The sequence below is a fragment of the Pseudomonas putida group bacterium ESBL64 genome, assembly GCF_045277175.1.
In the GTDB taxonomy this organism is placed as follows: domain Bacteria; phylum Pseudomonadota; class Gammaproteobacteria; order Pseudomonadales; family Pseudomonadaceae; genus Aquipseudomonas; species Aquipseudomonas alloputida.
Map to the genome: position 1 here is coordinate 5,433,493 of NZ_CP145799.1, position 15,293 is coordinate 5,448,785.

General features: G+C 60.9%; 16 protein-coding genes and 1 pseudogene. 7 read left to right on the plus strand and 10 right to left on the minus strand.

From position 1 onward, the window contains the following. Positions 1-9: 9 nt before the first annotated feature. Both V6093_RS24600 and V6093_RS24605 read right to left on the minus strand, forming a co-directional pair. Positions 10-663: an ABC transporter ATP-binding protein gene (locus V6093_RS24600; RefSeq protein ID WP_190870078.1), complete on the minus strand. Its 654-nt coding sequence runs from the start codon at positions 661-663 to the stop codon at positions 10-12. A gap of 13 nt (positions 664-676) precedes the next feature. Beyond that, positions 677-1,468, minus strand: a complete 792-nt coding sequence (locus tag V6093_RS24605) for an ABC transporter permease (protein WP_190870079.1) — start codon at positions 1,466-1,468, stop codon at positions 677-679. Between the two features lie 522 nt (positions 1,469-1,990). On the opposite strand from V6093_RS24605, the gene V6093_RS24610 reads away from it, so the two are divergent. Then, the gene (locus V6093_RS24610; RefSeq protein ID WP_406669652.1) at positions 1,991-2,821 is read left to right on the plus strand and encodes a hypothetical protein; all 831 of its coding nucleotides are present in this window, start codon (positions 1,991-1,993) and stop codon (positions 2,819-2,821) included. 198 nt (positions 2,822-3,019) lie between these two features. Here the strand turns inward: V6093_RS24610 and V6093_RS24615 are convergent, their stop codons facing one another. Beyond that, positions 3,020-3,295, minus strand: coding sequence for a DUF3077 domain-containing protein (locus V6093_RS24615; RefSeq protein ID WP_012053349.1), 276 nt, complete (start codon positions 3,293-3,295; stop codon positions 3,020-3,022). Between the two features lie 803 nt (positions 3,296-4,098). Here V6093_RS24615 and V6093_RS24620 point away from each other — a divergent pair. Then, positions 4,099-4,434: a helix-hairpin-helix domain-containing protein gene (locus tag V6093_RS24620; RefSeq protein WP_019752969.1), complete on the plus strand. Its 336-nt coding sequence runs from the start codon at positions 4,099-4,101 to the stop codon at positions 4,432-4,434. A gap of 92 nt (positions 4,435-4,526) precedes the next feature. Here the strand turns inward: V6093_RS24620 and V6093_RS24625 are convergent, their stop codons facing one another. Beyond that, positions 4,527-4,694, minus strand: a complete 168-nt coding sequence (locus tag V6093_RS24625) for a DUF2897 family protein (protein ID WP_003252762.1) — start codon at positions 4,692-4,694, stop codon at positions 4,527-4,529. Between the two features lie 183 nt (positions 4,695-4,877). Between V6093_RS24625 and pyrF the strand changes: the two genes are divergently transcribed. Then, on the plus strand, positions 4,878-5,579 hold the full coding sequence (pyrF, locus tag V6093_RS24630; RefSeq protein WP_406669653.1) for an orotidine-5'-phosphate decarboxylase: 702 nt from the start codon (positions 4,878-4,880) through the stop codon (positions 5,577-5,579). 441 nt (positions 5,580-6,020) lie between these two features. On the opposite strand, the gene V6093_RS24635 is transcribed toward pyrF, so the two are convergent. Beyond that, positions 6,021-7,022, minus strand: a complete 1,002-nt coding sequence (locus tag V6093_RS24635; protein WP_003252767.1) for an NADP-dependent oxidoreductase — start codon at positions 7,020-7,022, stop codon at positions 6,021-6,023. A gap of 177 nt (positions 7,023-7,199) precedes the next feature. On the opposite strand from V6093_RS24635, the gene V6093_RS24640 reads away from it, so the two are divergent. Beyond that, entirely contained in the window at positions 7,200-7,961 is a 762-nt protein-coding gene (locus tag V6093_RS24640; protein ID WP_274094658.1) for an SDR family oxidoreductase, read from the plus strand. A 143-nt stretch (positions 7,962-8,104) separates the two neighbouring features. Here the strand turns inward: V6093_RS24640 and V6093_RS24645 are convergent, their stop codons facing one another. Beyond that, entirely contained in the window at positions 8,105-8,848 is a 744-nt protein-coding gene (locus V6093_RS24645) for a hypothetical protein (RefSeq protein WP_143999766.1), read from the minus strand. Between the two features lie 957 nt (positions 8,849-9,805). Here V6093_RS24645 and V6093_RS24650 point away from each other — a divergent pair. Together V6093_RS24650 and V6093_RS24655 are read left to right on the plus strand one after the other, a co-directional pair. Then, positions 9,806-10,285: pseudogene (locus V6093_RS24650) on the plus strand (methyl-accepting chemotaxis protein); the annotation flags it as partial. 204 nt (positions 10,286-10,489) lie between these two features. Then, entirely contained in the window at positions 10,490-11,194 is a 705-nt protein-coding gene (locus V6093_RS24655; protein ID WP_370588378.1) for a methyl-accepting chemotaxis protein, read from the plus strand. A 96-nt stretch (positions 11,195-11,290) separates the two neighbouring features. Here V6093_RS24655 and V6093_RS24660 read toward each other — a convergent pair whose 3' ends face one another. Beyond that, complete coding sequence (locus V6093_RS24660) at positions 11,291-12,481, minus strand: benzoate/H(+) symporter BenE family transporter (RefSeq protein WP_004577077.1); 1,191 nt, start codon at positions 12,479-12,481, stop codon at positions 11,291-11,293. Between the two features lie 144 nt (positions 12,482-12,625). Between V6093_RS24660 and V6093_RS24665 the strand changes: the two genes are divergently transcribed. Beyond that, a complete protein-coding gene (locus V6093_RS24665; protein WP_003252786.1) occupies positions 12,626-13,228 on the plus strand; it encodes a glutathione S-transferase family protein in 603 nt (200 codons plus the stop codon). A gap of 138 nt (positions 13,229-13,366) precedes the next feature. Here V6093_RS24665 and V6093_RS24670 read toward each other — a convergent pair whose 3' ends face one another. The 3 genes from V6093_RS24670 to V6093_RS24680 form a co-directional block, all read right to left on the minus strand. Then, positions 13,367-13,738, minus strand: coding sequence for a glutaredoxin (locus V6093_RS24670; protein WP_010952857.1), 372 nt, complete (start codon positions 13,736-13,738; stop codon positions 13,367-13,369). 59 nt (positions 13,739-13,797) lie between these two features. Then, positions 13,798-14,343, minus strand: coding sequence for a GTP cyclohydrolase I FolE (gene folE / locus V6093_RS24675; protein WP_003252789.1), 546 nt, complete (start codon positions 14,341-14,343; stop codon positions 13,798-13,800). Between the two features lie 70 nt (positions 14,344-14,413). Continuing rightward, complete coding sequence (locus tag V6093_RS24680) at positions 14,414-14,974, minus strand: Smr/MutS family protein (protein ID WP_003252791.1); 561 nt, start codon at positions 14,972-14,974, stop codon at positions 14,414-14,416. Positions 14,975-15,293 lie beyond the last annotated feature (319 nt).

A 15,293-nucleotide genomic window follows, 5' to 3' on the forward strand; every position in this document is an offset into this window, starting at 1 on the left:
TGTGGTTGTTCAGCTGTTGTAGGCCTTGATGCCTTCAGATACGTCGTCAAAAACCTGAATACCGCCATTCCTCACCAAAAGGACCACATCGCACAGCTTTTCGATTTCGGGCATGGAATGTGAAACCAGTACGATGTTGGATGTTTTCAGCTTTTCTTGGAAAACGTCGGCGCATTTTCGTTTGAACTGGGCGTCACCCACCGACATGACTTCGTCAATCAGGTAGTAATCGAAATCAAAAGCCATGCTCAATCCGAAAGCTACGCGCGAGCGCATGCCAGAGGAGTAAGTTTTGATTGGCTCGTCAATCCAATCCCCGATTTCGGCGAACTCTTGGACGTAGCGTATCTTCTGGCGCATGGAGTCCCCAGTAGCGCCATAGACGCGGCAGACAAATTTGATGTTGTCGCGGCCGGTCATGCTTCCTTGGAAGCCTCCGGTCAAGCCCACTGGCCAAGAGATACTTCGGTCGGTAGCGATGGTTCCAGAGTCGGGTACATCCGCTCCTCCGAGCAGGCGCATCAGAGTGGACTTGCCCGCGCCGTTCCGGCCAATTAGCCCTATGTTTTTACCTGGTGGGATGGCTAATGAGAGGTTGCGGAATACATACCGTCGACCATTGGGCGTAAGGTAAGACTTGGTTACGTTTCTGAGCTCGAACACGTTTGGCCTGTACTTAACCGTTCTTGGTGGAAATCAGGTGCATCCTGCGAGCGCGATAGGTGCCCAAGGATAGGAAGAGCAATACCACGGTGAAAGTGATGACATACGTCTCTGATACACCATCTACTGGTACGTAATGAGGCAGTACCTCAGCGCGAATCAGCTCAAGAATGTGCAGGAATGGGTTCAACAATAGAACCGGCATCATGGCTTGCGGCAAGTAGTAGGCAGGTATCAGCACACCAGAGATGAAGTAGAGCGGGAAGAATGCCATTCGCACGACAATCTTAAGGCTGGGTAGTGCGTGTGTGATCAGAGCTAGGAGCATTCCCAAGCCAAAGGCGAACAGCAGACCCAAGAAGAGGGTGGTAACCCACTGCAGCGGACTGTGGATTGACATATCAAAGCCGAACCATGCGAAACCGAATACCAAAATGGCGTAGACCGTGGCTGCTATGCAGGTTTCAACGATGACGCGGGCCACGTAGGTGTCTAGAGGCTTGATTTGCTTGTAGCCGAACAGTGAGCGGTTTTCCCGGAGACTGTCCATGAGGCGCAGTGCTGTGTTGCGATAGAGCAAAAATGGCGCCATACCGACAAGCACGAAAACCGGATACTCAACGCCGGAGAGAGTGCGGCCACGTAACATCGCGAAGAGCAATGAGAACACTAGCAAGTGAGCGATAGGCTCGAGTAGCACCCAAACAGCTCCAAAGCGGCTAGCGCCGACGCGCGCTCTGGCTTCGCGCAAAACCAGCGCGAAGATGACAGATTTTTGGATCTGGAGAGAGGAACGAGCTTTCAAGATGGCGACCGCAAAGCAATGCAGCGCGCCTAGGCACGCCGGAATTCATCTTCAGGAAAGGCTCGCCCTGAGGCGATTTCAGACGGATCTTCCGGACACTTCCCTGTTCTAAGGGGCGGAAGGGTAAGCGCGGGAGGGCGTAAGCGTCAAGCGAGGCGCCGCAAATGCTACCGAAAGTTCTAATCCTTAAGCCACATTCGAGACGAATGGCAGTAGAGCGATAGTGGCACATTGCTATTTTTTTGTGAAGACTTGTGCCGACAGATTTTTGTTACTGATGTTGCTTCACAGCCTACGCTGGACGGATTTTTTTGGAAGTGAATGGGTTCACACTATGCAGTCAAGGCATGCGGTTTCGATGGTCAGCCGCTGACTGCAAGGTTTGCGACCAAAAAGGGCATCAGACCCGCAGATTTTTGCAGCAATGCTTGAGGGGGAGCGGCGCCTTCGGGAGTCGGAGGTAGCTTCAGGAAGCGTAATGCCAACCGCAAACAGACCTGCGACATTGGCCGCGAAACCTATGTGTTTTCCAGCAAAATCCGCAAAATTATGGCAATCTGCCAGACCTCGCTAGCCTTCTGGCTCGACTTGTACCCGTACCGTGGCATCTGCCCGGCACGCCTGCCTGACCGTGAAACGATGAACATCCCTAACTTCAAGAAGTTGTTTATGCCTGATATTTCAGCAGACGCAGCCAGCCTTATCCATGCCATAGCCTCTGCCACTGCGGTAATCGCTGCGCTGATCGCCGCCAGTGCGATGATCATTGCCCATATGACCTCGGATGTAAAAAACCAGCAAGCCGAAGTGCCCGTTTCCCGGGGGGCGCAGGTGGTTACTGTGGTCCAGGAGTCGGACGTGCAGGCCAGGCTGGAGATCGAGCAGCTCATGGAGCAGAACGATGCGCTCAGGGCCGAACTTGAGCGCGAGAGGGCCGAGCGGTTGAAGCTGGAAGCCAGCCTGAAGCCCCGAGCGTTGACGCCGCAGGCGCATGATGCGTTCAAGGCATTGGCGGGCGAGCTGAAGGCTAAGACGCTGGCGCCGGTGGTGTTGCTGAATATCCACAAAGATGACAAGGAAGCTGTGCGCTTTGCCAAGGAAATTGCCGTTGCGCTGACCAAGGCGGGTGTGCAGGTTCAGATCAAGCAGTTGCCCCTGCAGAAGCACAATACCGGTACCCAGGTGGTCGTTTATGCCGGGGTGGGCGGTGACGAGCTTGAGCAGGCATTCAAGACCGCTGAGTTTGCGTCTGACATCAAGCGCTCGGGGCAGAGCCCGCGGGTGAAGGTGGATGATGGGGACGCGATTGCCATTTCGGCGTTTATCAGTGTTTATCCGCGCAGTGAGATTTGAGCGGCGGGTGGGGGCTGTGATCTTGTAGGCATTGGGGGGGATGGCACCGGCGGTGCCGGTGTTCGCGGGCGCGCCCGCTCCCACAGGGCGGGGGCTTGGCCACTGCAGTGGTTTGCCCTCGCCATGTCTGGGCTGATGAAGCCCATTTCTTCTGACTGCAAGCGAGGCATAACCTCGCCTGGTCTCGCGTCATTCCCTTCAGTGCTGCCTGTTTTTCGCAATCTCGATGTCGTTCATCAGGGCTTTTGCGGTGGCCAGCAGGTAGTCCGCTGCGCCCAGCATCTTGTGGTCGTCTTCCATGTCACCTTCGCGTACCAGGTGCTTGCAGTAGCCCAGCAAGACGGAGACGTGTTCATAGGCGTCATCGACGGGGATGCCGGGTTGGACGCGGAGCAGGTCCAGGGTGGGGTTGCCGGCTTCGAGGAAGGTTTCGATGCCTGCGGTGAGGAGGGGGGATGGGTTGTTGTTTTTCATGGTGAGATTCCAGTGCGTTGTTAGAACTCACCACCTCGATCTTTCTCACGGACAAAGGTGGCAGCCATTGCGCGGGGTGAGAAACCGATGCACTGAAACCGGCCAAGCCGAAGCCTGCCCGCGAATGGCTGCCATTGAACAGTAGAGCAGCAGTGCACAACGAGTTCTCACACCCGGTCACCAACAGGGCGACCCGGTGAAGTTATCCCTGGGGCATTTCCCCGACAATTCAGCTGCTTCTGACTGGCGCGTAGGATAGTTCGCTTGGTTGTCGAGCTGAAGAGGTGGGGCAGGGTTTCAGGAAAGTCTGATGTGCTGGGTGTGCACCCCAAGGCAAGTAGCTTCGCCGTTATTGCCGACCGTTGTCGGCGGGGGTTTACCCGCGAACCGCCACCGCATTCGCGGGGGAAGCCCTGTACATCGATCGGGGGTGTTGAGCGGGGCGTTGGTATCGCCATGTTCCAGATGCGCTTGAAGCCGCCACGGCCGGCTGCTTTACGGGGTGAGCCTTGTTCGGCGGGCATTGTAGGAGAATGGCCGGGCATTGGTGGGCAGTGGGTGTCGAACCAACCGGGATTTGGCTACAGGCACAGGGCCGGAGTCTTGTGCATCAAGGGCCGGGGCCGAGCGAGGAGGAAACGGCCACTGTTGGTGGGTGGGCGAAGTTGAGCGTTTTGCTGACCGATTCGGTAACCATTCGCCGGGGTGGTTGGGTATTTTGCGGCTGGGTTACCCGCTAGGGTTGGTTGCGCAGCCGAAGGAAAACGGTTGCTGGAAAATGACCAACCCAAGGAGTGTTGACCATGCGCAATAACGTTCTGTCGTACCTGCTGCTGCCGCTGTTCGCCAGTTTGTCGTTCTCCCTTAGCGCCGCCCCGGCCAGCACCATGGCAGTGGCCGAACCGGTGCCGGTGGTAGCCCAGGCCCAGGCACAGCAGGCGCCGAGGCTGGACTTGAACACGGCAGATGCACTCACCCTGCAAAAGGAGCTGAACGGCATTGGCAAGGCCAAGGCGGAGGCTATCGTGGCCTACCGCGAGGCCAATGGGCCGTTTGCTTCAGTGGATGAGTTGCTGGAAATAAAGGGCATAGGCAATGCGTTGCTGGAGCGCAACCGGGACAAGGTGATGGTGGAGTAAGCGGGCAGGGGCCGGGGTGATGCCCTGGCCCGGCCTTTACGTGCCGGGGATGGCGCGCTCCCGCAGGCGCAGCGACTGAAGGGCTGGGCGTTTTAGCGGTCTTGTGCGTCCTTGGCATCCGCCTCGGCATTGCGCTCATGTACCTTGCGCAATTGCTCTTCGGTCAGCGGCAGTTTTTTGGCCGTGTCGCGTAGCATCATCAACCCGCCGACAATCGAGCCGAGGGCTATGATGAGTATCAGCCAGGCATACCAGGGCATTGTCGTTCTCCTTAGATCGGGCCATGGGCAACGGTTACATAAGTTTTGAGCAATTGCCCGTTCCGTTGGTTCAATTATAGGTGCCAGGCCGTGCAGGGCCAATTCCGTGACCTGCGGGCCCCAAAGCCTGCGTCACTTCGTTTACAATGCGCGCCGTTTTCGACTTGCCAAGAGACCCTGCCCATGTCCGCCTGCCAGACGCCCCTGATCGTCGCCCTGGATTTCCCTACCCGTGAGGCCGCCCTGAAGCTGGCTGACCAGCTTGACCCTGCGCTGTGCCGGGTGAAGGTTGGCAAGGAGCTGTTCACCAGCAGCGCTTCGGGCATTGTCGAAACCCTGTGTGACAAGGGCTTCGAAGTGTTCCTGGACCTCAAGTTCCACGACATTCCCAACACCACCGCCATGGCGGTAAAGGCCGCCGCCGAGATGGGCGTGTGGATGGTCAACGTGCATTGCTCCGGTGGCCTGCGCATGATGGTGGCCTGCCGTGAAGAGCTGGCCAAGCGCAGCGGCCCGCAGCCGTTGCTGATTGGCGTGACCGTGCTGACCAGCATGGAGCGTGAAGACCTGGCCGGCATTGGCCTGGATATCGCCCCCCAAGAGCAAGTGCTGCGTTTGGCGGCGCTGGCGGAAAAAGCGGGTATGGACGGTTTGGTGTGCTCGGCCCTTGAGGCCCCGGCACTGAAGGCGGCGCACCCATCGTTGCAATTGGTGACCCCGGGCATTCGCCCGGCGGGCAGCGCGCAGGATGACCAGCGCCGCATCCTCACCCCGCGTCAGGCACTGGATGCCGGTTCGGACTACCTGGTGATTGGCCGGCCGATCAGCCAGGCTGCAGACCCTGCGCAAGCGTTGGCAGCGGTGGTGGCGGAGATTCGTGGGTAATTAACCTGCGGCTGTCCGACAAGGGCCTGTGCCGAGCCACCGATGTGTGTCCCCCGCGAATACGGGGGTGGCGGCAACGGTGGACGGCGGGTGGAAATTGGCCGGCAGGCCTGGCCCTTTCGGGCCACCGATGCCTGTGTCGAACCATTGATGTGGCTGCGCCCCCGATCCGTGTAGGAGCGGGTTTACCCGCGAATACGTTGGCGGCGGCAACGGTGGACGGCGGGTGGAAATTGGCCGGCAGGCCTGGCCCTTTCGGGCCACCGATGCCTTTGTCGAACCATTATGTGGCTGCACCCCCGATCTGTGTAGGAGCGGGTTTACCCGCGAATACGGTGGCGGCGGCAACGGTGAACGGCCGGTGGAAATTGGCCCGCAGGCCCGGCCCTTTCGCGGGTGAACCCGCTCCTACGGCGGGCTATGTCGGGCCATCGGTGGCGTTTAAACCTTCAACACCAACTTGCCAAAATTCTCCCCGCTGAACAGCTTCAACAAGGTCTCCGGGAAGGTTTCCAGCCCTTCCACCACGTCCTCTTTGCTCTTCACCTGCCCGCTGGCCAGCCAGCCGGCAATCTCCAGCGCGGCTTTGCCGTAGTCTTTGCTGTAATCCATCACCACAAAACCTTCCATGCGCGCGCGGTTCACCAGCAGCGACAGGTAGTTGGCCGGGCCTTTTACCGCTTCTTTGTTGTTGTACTGGCTGATCGCGCCGCAAATCACGATGCGTGCCTTGAAGTTGATGCGCGTCAGCACGGCATCGAGGATGTCGCCGCCCACGTTGTCGAAGTACACGTCCACGCCTTTGGGGCATTCGCGCTTCAGGCCGGCCAGCACGTCTTCGGCCTTGTAGTCGATCACGCCGTCAAAGCCCAGTTCGTCCTTCAAGTACTGGCACTTCTCGGCACCGCCGGCAATGCCGACCACGCGGCAGCCTTTGATCTTGGCAATCTGCCCGACAATGCTGCCCACCGCACCGGCCGCGCCGGAAATGACCACGGTGTCGCCAGCTTTGGGTTGGCCAACCTCCAGCAGGGCAAAGTAGGCGGTCATGCCGGTCATGCCCAAGGCTGACAGGTAACGGGGCAGGGGGGCCAGTTTGGGGTCGATCTTGTGCAGGCCCTGGGGCTCGCCGGTGAAGTAGTCCTGCACGCCGAGGGCGCCGCTCACGTGGTCGCCGGGCTGGTAGCCGGGGTGATTGGAGGCAACCACTTCACCGACGCCCAGCGCACGCATTACCTGGCCCAGGGCCACGGGCGGGATGTAGGACTTGCCTTCGTTCATCCAGCCGCGCATGGCCGGGTCCAGCGACAGGTACAGGTTACGCACCAGTACCTGGCCTTCGCCGGGTTGCTCGGCGGGTACGGTCTCGAAGCTGAAGTCGTCACGGCGCACGGCGCCGACCGGGCGTTTGGCAAGCAGGAAGCGGCGGTTGGTCTGGGTCATGGCGGGTCCTTGTGGGCAGTGGAGGGCGTAAGGCGTTCAATCTACCTTGTTGATGAAGGCGGTTCCTTAAAATCACTGACAAGCATGGTAGCCCAACCGTTGCTGTGATGATGCTGCCCGGCCGAGCGGTGGCTGACTATGCTCTGAACCCCACCCAACCCCTCACAGGAGCACGCGATGAGCATGACCTTTTCTGGCCAGGTAGCCCTGGTGACCGGCGCGGGTGCCGGCATCGGCCGGGCAACCGCCCTGGCGTTCGCCCACGAGGGCATGAAAGTGGTGGTGGCCGACCTCGACCCGGTCGGCGGCGAGGCCACCGTGGCGCAGATCCACGCGGCAGGCGGCGAAGCGCTGTTCATTGCCTGCGACGTAACCCGCGACACCGAGGTGCGCCAGTTGCATGAGCGCCTGATGGCCGCCTACGGCCGGCTGGACTACGCCTTCAACAACGCCGGGATCGAGATCGAGCAACACCGCCTGGCCGAAGGCAGCGAAGCGGAGTTCGATGCCATCATGGGCGTGAACGTGAAGGGCGTGTGGTTGTGCATGAAGTATCAGTTGCCCTTGTTGCTGGCCCAAGGCGGTGGGGCCATCGTCAATACCGCGTCGGTGGCGGGGCTTGGGGCGGCGCCAAAGATGAGCATCTACAGTGCCAGCAAGCATGCGGTCATCGGCCTGACCAAGTCGGCGGCCATCGAGTACGCCAAGAAGGGCATCCGCGTGAACGCCGTGTGCCCGGCTGTGATCGACACCGACATGTTCCGCCGCGCCTACCAGGCCGACCCGCGCAAGGCCGAGTTCGCCGCAGCCATGCACCCGGTAGGGCGCATTGGCAAGGTCGAGGAAATCGCCAGCGCTGTGCTGTATCTGTGCAGTGACGGCGCGGCGTTTACCACCGGGCATTGCCTGACGGTGGATGGTGGGGCTACGGCGATCTGAGTGGATACCGTGCGGGCTGCTGCGTGGGCAAGCCCGCCCCTGGCAAATGCGATCACCAGGCCCAAGCCTACTATGTCGCGCATGGACAGGATGGGCGTGCCCAGACCGTTCTGAGCAAGCCGGGCAGCCAGCCGGCCACCCGGCTAAAAGCTGACGCCTATTTTCAGGCCGTACTCGTCACGGGTTTGTTCGTCCGAGTCAGTCATCCGGAACTGCCCATCCAGTTCATAGTTGTAGCGGCTGAAGTAAAGCGAAGCATATACCGGCACAGTACCGTGTTGGTTGAACAGCACACTAAGTTCGGCAAAGGGGTTGGTGGTATCTTTCAAATCAAGCTCTTCGTTGCTGATGCCATGTATTTTCAATTGCGAATCGCCATTGATAACCTGGCGTATGCCCGCTTCGAAACGCAAGGTGGCATTATTGAAGCGGTAATTGTACCCCGCCGCCAGTTTGGCGAACGGCGTGCGGTTGGTAAGGTCGACATCATGGCGACTGGTATTGGGTTCCAACCGGTTCCACTTGTAGCCGGCGCCCAGCAGCAGGTCGACTGAATGCCGTTCGGCCAGTGCCAAGCGCCAGCCCAGGTCCAGGTCGGCCTGGCCGTCCTTGAGCTTCTGGTCATGCTGTTTCGAGTACATGCCACTGGCCTCGGCCTGGTAGACAAGGCCTTGCGTGGCCGTCATCTTGTTGCCGAAGTTGATGAATAAGCCACCTTCGGGCATATCTTCGGTTTCATTATTACGGCCGTTGAGTTCCAGTTGGGTGTAGCTCCCTTGTAAGCCAAGGGTGAACAACGGGGCGGTGGAAGTTTCGGCATAGCCAACGGTTGGCACAGTAAACAGCAGCAACGGGGTGACCACAGCAGTAAACATGGCTGTTTTCATTGCAAACTCCAGGGTGCACTGCAGGTCCGGAGAACGGGCCAGTTACCGATCACGATAGCGACGTTTTTATTGTGTGCAGGGGTGTTTAAAAAAATTTCAATACCCCACTTTTGGCGCAAATTTAATGGCGTCAATAGTGTTCGATAAAGTGTGGATTGGAATAAATGAATGTTTTACTTGCGTCGATTTAATATGGGCAGGTGCCGTCGCAGGTTGAGGGACGGGCTATCATTGATGGCCTAGTGATATCTTTTACAGCTGGCACTGAAAGCGACCCTTTTGCAGCCAAAAACGACAAGACATAGCTATTTGACACTATTCTGACGCCAGCCCCTTGTTCATTGGCAGATAACGTTGCCACCCTTAGCCTTCGGGATAACCTCACTGGCTGAAAGGGGATCGGCGATGGGCACGAGCAAGCACGGTGTGCTGGCCAACCTGGGCATGGCCCGCAAACTTGGCCTTGGCTTTGCCTTGGTGCTGCTGCTGACGCTGGCGGTGGCGGCTATCGGCGTCGTGGCGTTGCACAGCGTTGGCCAGCGCTTCGACAGCTTGCGTCAGCTGGCCCAGTTCAATACCGACTTGCTGCGTTTGCGCGAGCATGAGCAGGCGTTTGCCCTGCGCTCCGACATGCAGCAGGCCGACGCCTTGCGTGGCGGCCTGCAGGGCTTGGTGGAGCGCGCCCGCGGCCTGCCGGCGCTGGCGGCGGCGCAAACCGATCTTGCGGCCTATGGCCAGGCCTTCGAAGCCTTTGTCGAGGCCGTGCAAGCCAAGGAGCTGGCGCTGGACATGGCCAGCTGGTCGGTGTCCAACGTGTCCAACAACCTTGATGTGCTGCAGGCCGGCCTGGCCGATGACGGCGTGTACACCCTCAAGCAGTCCCAGGGCCAGCAGGGTGGCGAGTTTCTTGAGCAAGCCGCGCAGGTGGCCCAGGTGTCGCGGCTGATGCTGCAGGCCATGGACGAAGCACGGGTACGCCTGGAAAAAAGCCGCAAGGGCGAGGAGGGTGTGAGCCAGGAGCGTATTGCCCAGACGGTGGAGGCCGCTGGCCTGGTCAGCCAGTTGCAAGGCGCGGTTGGCGATGCCGGTTACCAGAGTGTGTTGGGCGAAGTGGCGGGGCACATTGGCAGTTTCTCGGAAAAACTCAACGAATACACCGACCAGCTGGCCCGCGAGCAGGAGCTAAAGGCGCAGTTGCAAGCCAGCGCCGAGCGGGTTACCGGGCGTGTCGACCAGGCCTATCTTGGGCAGGAGCAGGCCCTGCAAGGCGAGCTGCAGCGTAATGCCTTGGCCATCGGCCTGGCCACGGCGCTGGCGCTGCTTGTAGGCGTGTTGGCGGCCTGGCTGATTACCCGGGCTGTGGTCGGCCCGTTGAAGCATGTGATTTCCCGTGCCCAGCGCATTGCGGCGGGTGAGCTGGGCTTCGACGCCCAGGCGCCGCGCCGGGATGAGGTGGGGCAACTGATGCAGGCCATGCAGCAGATGGCGGCGGGGCTCTCGGGCATTGTCAGCGGCTTGCAGCAGGGCATCGAACAATTGGCCGGCAGTGCCCAGGCGTTGTCGACGGTGACTGAGCAGACCAACCGCGAGGTGGGCAGCCAGAAGGAAGAAACCGAACAGGTGGCGACCGCCATGCAGCAGATGACTGCCACCGTGCACGATGTGGCGCGCAATGCCGAGGAGGCGGCGCAGGCGGCCCAGGCGGCGGACGAGAAGGTCGACACTGGCCAGCAGGTGGTGCGCCAGAGCATGCAGCGCATCGAGCAGCTGGCGTCGGCGGCAGAAGCTGCCAGTGCCGGCATCGACAGCCTCAGTGCCGAAATCCACACCATTGGTGACGTGCTGGAAGTGATCAAGAGCGTGGCCGAGCAAACCAACCTGCTGGCGTTGAATGCCGCCATCGAGGCTGCCCGCGCCGGCGAGCAGGGGCGCGGCTTTGCCGTGGTGGCCGATGAAGTGCGCGCCCTGGCGCGGCGTACCCGGCAATCCACCGAGCAGATCGAGACCTTGGTGGCCAGCCTGCGCGGCAATGCCCAACAGTCAGTGACGCAAATCCGCGGCAGTACCGAGCTGGTGCGGCTGGCCGTGGCCGATGCACTGCAAACCGAAAGTGCACTGGGCAGCATTGCCGCAGCGGTGTCATTGATTCAGCAGATGAACCAGCAAATTGCCGCAGCCGCCGAGCAGCAGAGTTCGGTGGCGGAAGAGATCAGCCGCAGTGTCACGCAGATTCGTGGCAGTGCGGACCAGGCGGCGTTGGCGATGCAGGACAATGCCCGGTCCAGTGTCGAGCTGGCGCAGCTGGGCACCGATTTGAAGGGCATGGTGGGGCATTTCAGGTTGTAATCTCGTTGCCTGTGCCGGCCCATTCGCGGGTTGTGTGATTTCCCGTCGTAGGAGCGGGTTTACCCGCGAAGAGGCCACCCCAGGCAACAACAACCCTCACCCCCTACGCGGGTTAAGAATCACCAAAGCCAACACCCCCGCCACAATCCCCCAGAACGCCGAACCAATCGAGAACAAGGTCAGCCCCGAAGCGGTCACCATAAAGGTGATCACCGCGGCCTCCCGCTCACGCGCCTCGCTCATGGCCACGGTCAAACCGTTCATGATCGAACCAAACAGGGCCAGTGCCGCAATCGACAGCACCAGTTCTTTCGGCAATGCCGCGAACAGTGCCGCCAAGGTGGCGCCGAACACCCCGGCAATGCCGTAGAAAATCCCGCACCACACCGCCGCGGTGTAGCGTTTGGCCGGGTCTTCATGGGCATGCGGCCCGGTGCAGATCGCCGCGCTGATCGCCGCCAGGTTGACCCCATGCGAGCCAAACGGCGCCAGCAGCAGCGAGGCAAAGCCGGTGGCCGAAATCAGCGGCGAGGCCGGTACCTGGTAGCCGTCGGCACGCAGGACGGCCACGCCTGGCATGTTCTGTGAGGTCATGGCCACCACGAACAGCGGAATGCCGATGCTGATGGTTGCCGCCAGTGAGAAGCTTGGGGTGGTCCACACCGGCTTGGCCACTTCCAGGTGGAAGCCGCTGAAGTCCAGCAGGCCCAACGCGCCGGACAATGCCGTGCCCACCAGCAGCGCGGCCAGCACGCAATAACGCGGCGACAGGCGCTTGACCAGCAGATAGCTGAAGAACATGCCCAGCACCAGCAGCGTGCGGTGCTGGGCGGCCACGAAGATTTCGCTGCCGATCTTGAACAGGATGCCCGCCAGCAGCGCCGAGGCCAGCGAGGCCGGGATGCGTTTGACCAGGCGCTCGAAGCTGCCGGTCAGGCCGCACACCAGCACCAGCAAGGCGCAGGTAATGTAGGCGCCAATGGCTTCGCCATAGCTGACCCCACCCAGGCTGGTGATCAGCAGCGCCGCGCCGGGGGTGGACCAGGCGACGGTGACCGGTGTGCGGTAGCGTAGCGACAGGCCGATGCTGCATACCGCCATGCCGATCGACAGCGCCCAGATCCATGACGAGATCTGCGCGGTGGTCAGCCCGGCCGCCTGGCCGGCCTGGAACATCAACACCAGCGAACTGGTATAGCCGGTGAGCATGGCAATGAAGCCGGCGACCACCGCCGAGGGGGAGGAGTCTGCCAGGGGCCGCAGGCGTGCGGAAGTGGCATCGGTCATGAATAAAATCCTTGTAAAGGTGTAAGCAGTTTTTTCAGACTACAGCGAGCAAGGTTGATCCTTGCCATACAGCGGCCATTGCTTTTAGCCGTACAGTCGCCAAATATTGGGCGCAATTGCGAAACTGCTTTGCAGGGAGGGTCGATGTACAAGGTCTATGGCGACTACCAGTCGGGTAACTGTTACAAGGTCAAGCTCATGTTGAGCCTGCTGGGCCGGCCCTATGAATGGCACCCGGTGGACATCCTCAAGGGCGAGACCGAAACGCCCGAGTTTCTGGCGATGAACCCTAACGGCAAGGTACCGGTGCTGGAACTGGAAGACGGTAGCTACCTGTGGGAGTCCAACGCCATTCTCAACTTCCTGGCCGATGGCAGCGAGTTCCTGCCCAGCGAGCCGCGCCTGCGTACCCAGGTGCTGCAGTGGCAGTTTTTCGAGCAGTACAGCCATGAGCCGTACATTGCCGTGGCGCGGTTCATCCAGTTCTACCTGGGGTTACCGGACGAGCGCCTGGACGAGTACCGCAAATTGCACAAGGGCGGCTACAAGGCGCTGAAGGTGATGGAGCGACAGTTGCAGATGACGCCTTACCTGGTGGGTGAGCACTACTCGATTGCCGATGTGGCGTTGTATGCCTACACCCATGTGGCGCAGCAGGGCGGCTTCGACCTGGCGGAGTACCCGGCGGTAAGGGCCTGGCTGGAGCGGGTCAGCAGCCACCCGCGGCATGTGCCGATGGTGGGTTGAAAGCCGACCTGTTTTCCAGGCGCTTGCGCAACCCTTGTGGGAGCGGGCGTGCCCGCGAACACGGGCGCAGCCCGTGCCAACCACCGCGATGCCTGCTTCGCGGGCTCGCCCGCTCCCACAAGGGATCTGCAGCGTCAGTCAGATGGCGGCAAACCGCTCATCCAGGTAAGCGATGATCGCCTTGGACTCATACATCCAGGTCACCTTGCCGGCTTCTTCAATGCGCAGGCATGGCACTTTCACCCGGCCGCCACCTTCTTGCAGGGCCTGGCGGTGCACCGGGTCGTTCTTGGCGTCGCGCAGCGCCACCGGCACGTTCAAACGGTGCAGGGTGCGGCGGGTTTTGACGCAGAACGGGCAGGCGTGGAACTGGTACAGCGCCAGCCCCTTGGCCGCTTGCTCGATGCGGGCCTGGGCGGCCGCGTCGCGCTTGCGCTTGGCCGGGCGGCTGATCCAGTCACCGAACACAATGAGCTGGCCGAGGCCAACCCGCAGGGCTTTGACGATCATGGACAACTCCTGAAATGCAAAAGCCGACCCTGAAGGGTCGGCTTGGGGTCAGCAACCAATCACTTGATCAGGCTGAGGAACTCGCTACGGGTGGCGGCGTTATCGCGGAACTCACCCAGCATCACCGAGGTGATCATGGTCGAATTCTGCTTTTCGACACCGCGCATCATCATGCACATGTGCTTGGCTTCGACCACCACGGCCACGCCCGCGGCACCGGTTACCTGCTGCACGGCTTCGGCGATCTGGCGGCTGAGGTTTTCCTGGATCTGCAGGCGGCGGGCGTACATGTCGACGATACGTGCCACCTTGGACAGGCCCAGTACCTTGCCCTTCGGCAGGTAGGCAACGTGTGCCTTGCCAATGAACGGCAGCATGTGGTGTTCGCACATCGAATACAGCTCGATGTCCCGGACCAGCACCATTTCGCTGTTGTCAGAGCTGAACAAAGCGTTGTTGGTGACTTCTTCCAGTGTTTGCTCATAACCGCGGCAAAGGTACTTCATCGCCTTTGCAGCCCGCTTGGGCGTGTCGAGCAGGCCCTCACGGGAGACGTCCTCGCCAATCTGGCTGAGGATCTCGGTGTAGTTCTGTTCCAGGGACATGGATCTACCTGTGGGAAAAAATCGCAAAAACGAAGGGTACGGCGGTGAGGGCGGCGCTGCAAGCGCGGCGTTACTCGTCGCGGCCTTCGAGCATGGTTCGCTTCAGCATCACATACACCGCGCCGGTGCCGCCGTGGCGGGCACTGCACGAGGCAAAACCGAGCACTTGCGGGTGCTGGCGCAGCCAGGTGTTGACGTGGCTCTTGATCATCGGGCGCTTGCCGTCCAGGCGCGCGGCCTTGCCGTGGGTCACTCGCACGCAGCGCACCTCCAGTTTGGTGGCTTCGGCGATGAAGTCCCACAAGGTTTCGCGGGCCTTTTCCACCGTCATGCCGTGCAGGTCGAGGCTGCCCTCGAATGGAATCTGCCCCAGCTTCAGCTTGCGCAGCTGGCCTTCCTGCACGCCATCGCGGCGCCACATCAGCTCGTCTTCGGCGCCTACGTCGATGACGAACTGGTCGGACATGCCATCGATGACCAAAGCCTTGTCACTGCGCACGGTCGCCGCCTGGCGCAGGCCGGCCAGCTTCTGGCGGTCGGCCTTGGGCTTGCCGACGTCGGCACGGTCGTGGCTGATCGGCTTTACGCCGCGCACTTCGGCCTTGAACAGGGAAAAATCGTCGTCTTGCATGATGCCTCCACGTAGGCGACGTAGTTTACGCGACTGTGGGGCCGTGTGCAGCCTGTGCGGGCCTCTTCGCGGGTAAACCCGCTCCTACAGGGATTGCACATGGCTTGTGGCCGGTGCGATCGGGGGGCAACTGCCTTGCGTCGCGAAAGGGGTGCGCAGCGCCCCCGAGGGTTTCAGTTCACTGCATGAATTGCCGGGGCAGCCTGTGCGGGCCTCTTCGCGGGTAAACCCGCTCCTGCAGGGATTGCGCATGGCTTGAGGCCGGTGCGATCGGGGTGGGAGCGGCCTTGCGTCGCGAAAGGGGTGCGCAGCGCCCCCG

Bases quoted from the DNA above. Each gene is read 5' to 3' on its own strand.
- V6093_RS24655 (WP_370588378.1), top strand. From the start codon at position 10,490: ATGACTGCCACCGTGCACGATGTGGCGCGCAATGCCGAGGAGGCGGCG.
- V6093_RS24660 (WP_004577077.1), bottom strand. From the start codon at position 12,481: ATGACCGATGCCACTTCCGCACGCCTGCGGCCCCTGGCAGACTCCTCC.
- V6093_RS24615 (WP_012053349.1), bottom strand. From the start codon at position 3,295: ATGAAAAACAACAACCCATCCCCCCTCCTCACCGCAGGCATCGAAACC.
- pyrF (WP_406669653.1), top strand. From the start codon at position 4,878: ATGTCCGCCTGCCAGACGCCCCTGATCGTCGCCCTGGATTTCCCTACC.
- V6093_RS24625 (WP_003252762.1), bottom strand. From the start codon at position 4,694: ATGCCCTGGTATGCCTGGCTGATACTCATCATAGCCCTCGGCTCGATT.
- V6093_RS24665 (WP_003252786.1), top strand. From the start codon at position 12,626: ATGTACAAGGTCTATGGCGACTACCAGTCGGGTAACTGTTACAAGGTC.
- V6093_RS24635 (WP_003252767.1), bottom strand. From the start codon at position 7,022: ATGACCCAGACCAACCGCCGCTTCCTGCTTGCCAAACGCCCGGTCGGC.
- folE (WP_003252789.1), bottom strand. From the start codon at position 14,343: ATGTCCCTGGAACAGAACTACACCGAGATCCTCAGCCAGATTGGCGAG.
- V6093_RS24670 (WP_010952857.1), bottom strand. From the start codon at position 13,738: ATGATCGTCAAAGCCCTGCGGGTTGGCCTCGGCCAGCTCATTGTGTTC.
- V6093_RS24680 (WP_003252791.1), bottom strand. From the start codon at position 14,974: ATGCAAGACGACGATTTTTCCCTGTTCAAGGCCGAAGTGCGCGGCGTA.
- V6093_RS24645 (WP_143999766.1), bottom strand. From the start codon at position 8,848: ATGAAAACAGCCATGTTTACTGCTGTGGTCACCCCGTTGCTGCTGTTT.
- V6093_RS24640 (WP_274094658.1), top strand. From the start codon at position 7,200: ATGAGCATGACCTTTTCTGGCCAGGTAGCCCTGGTGACCGGCGCGGGT.
- V6093_RS24620 (WP_019752969.1), top strand. From the start codon at position 4,099: ATGCGCAATAACGTTCTGTCGTACCTGCTGCTGCCGCTGTTCGCCAGT.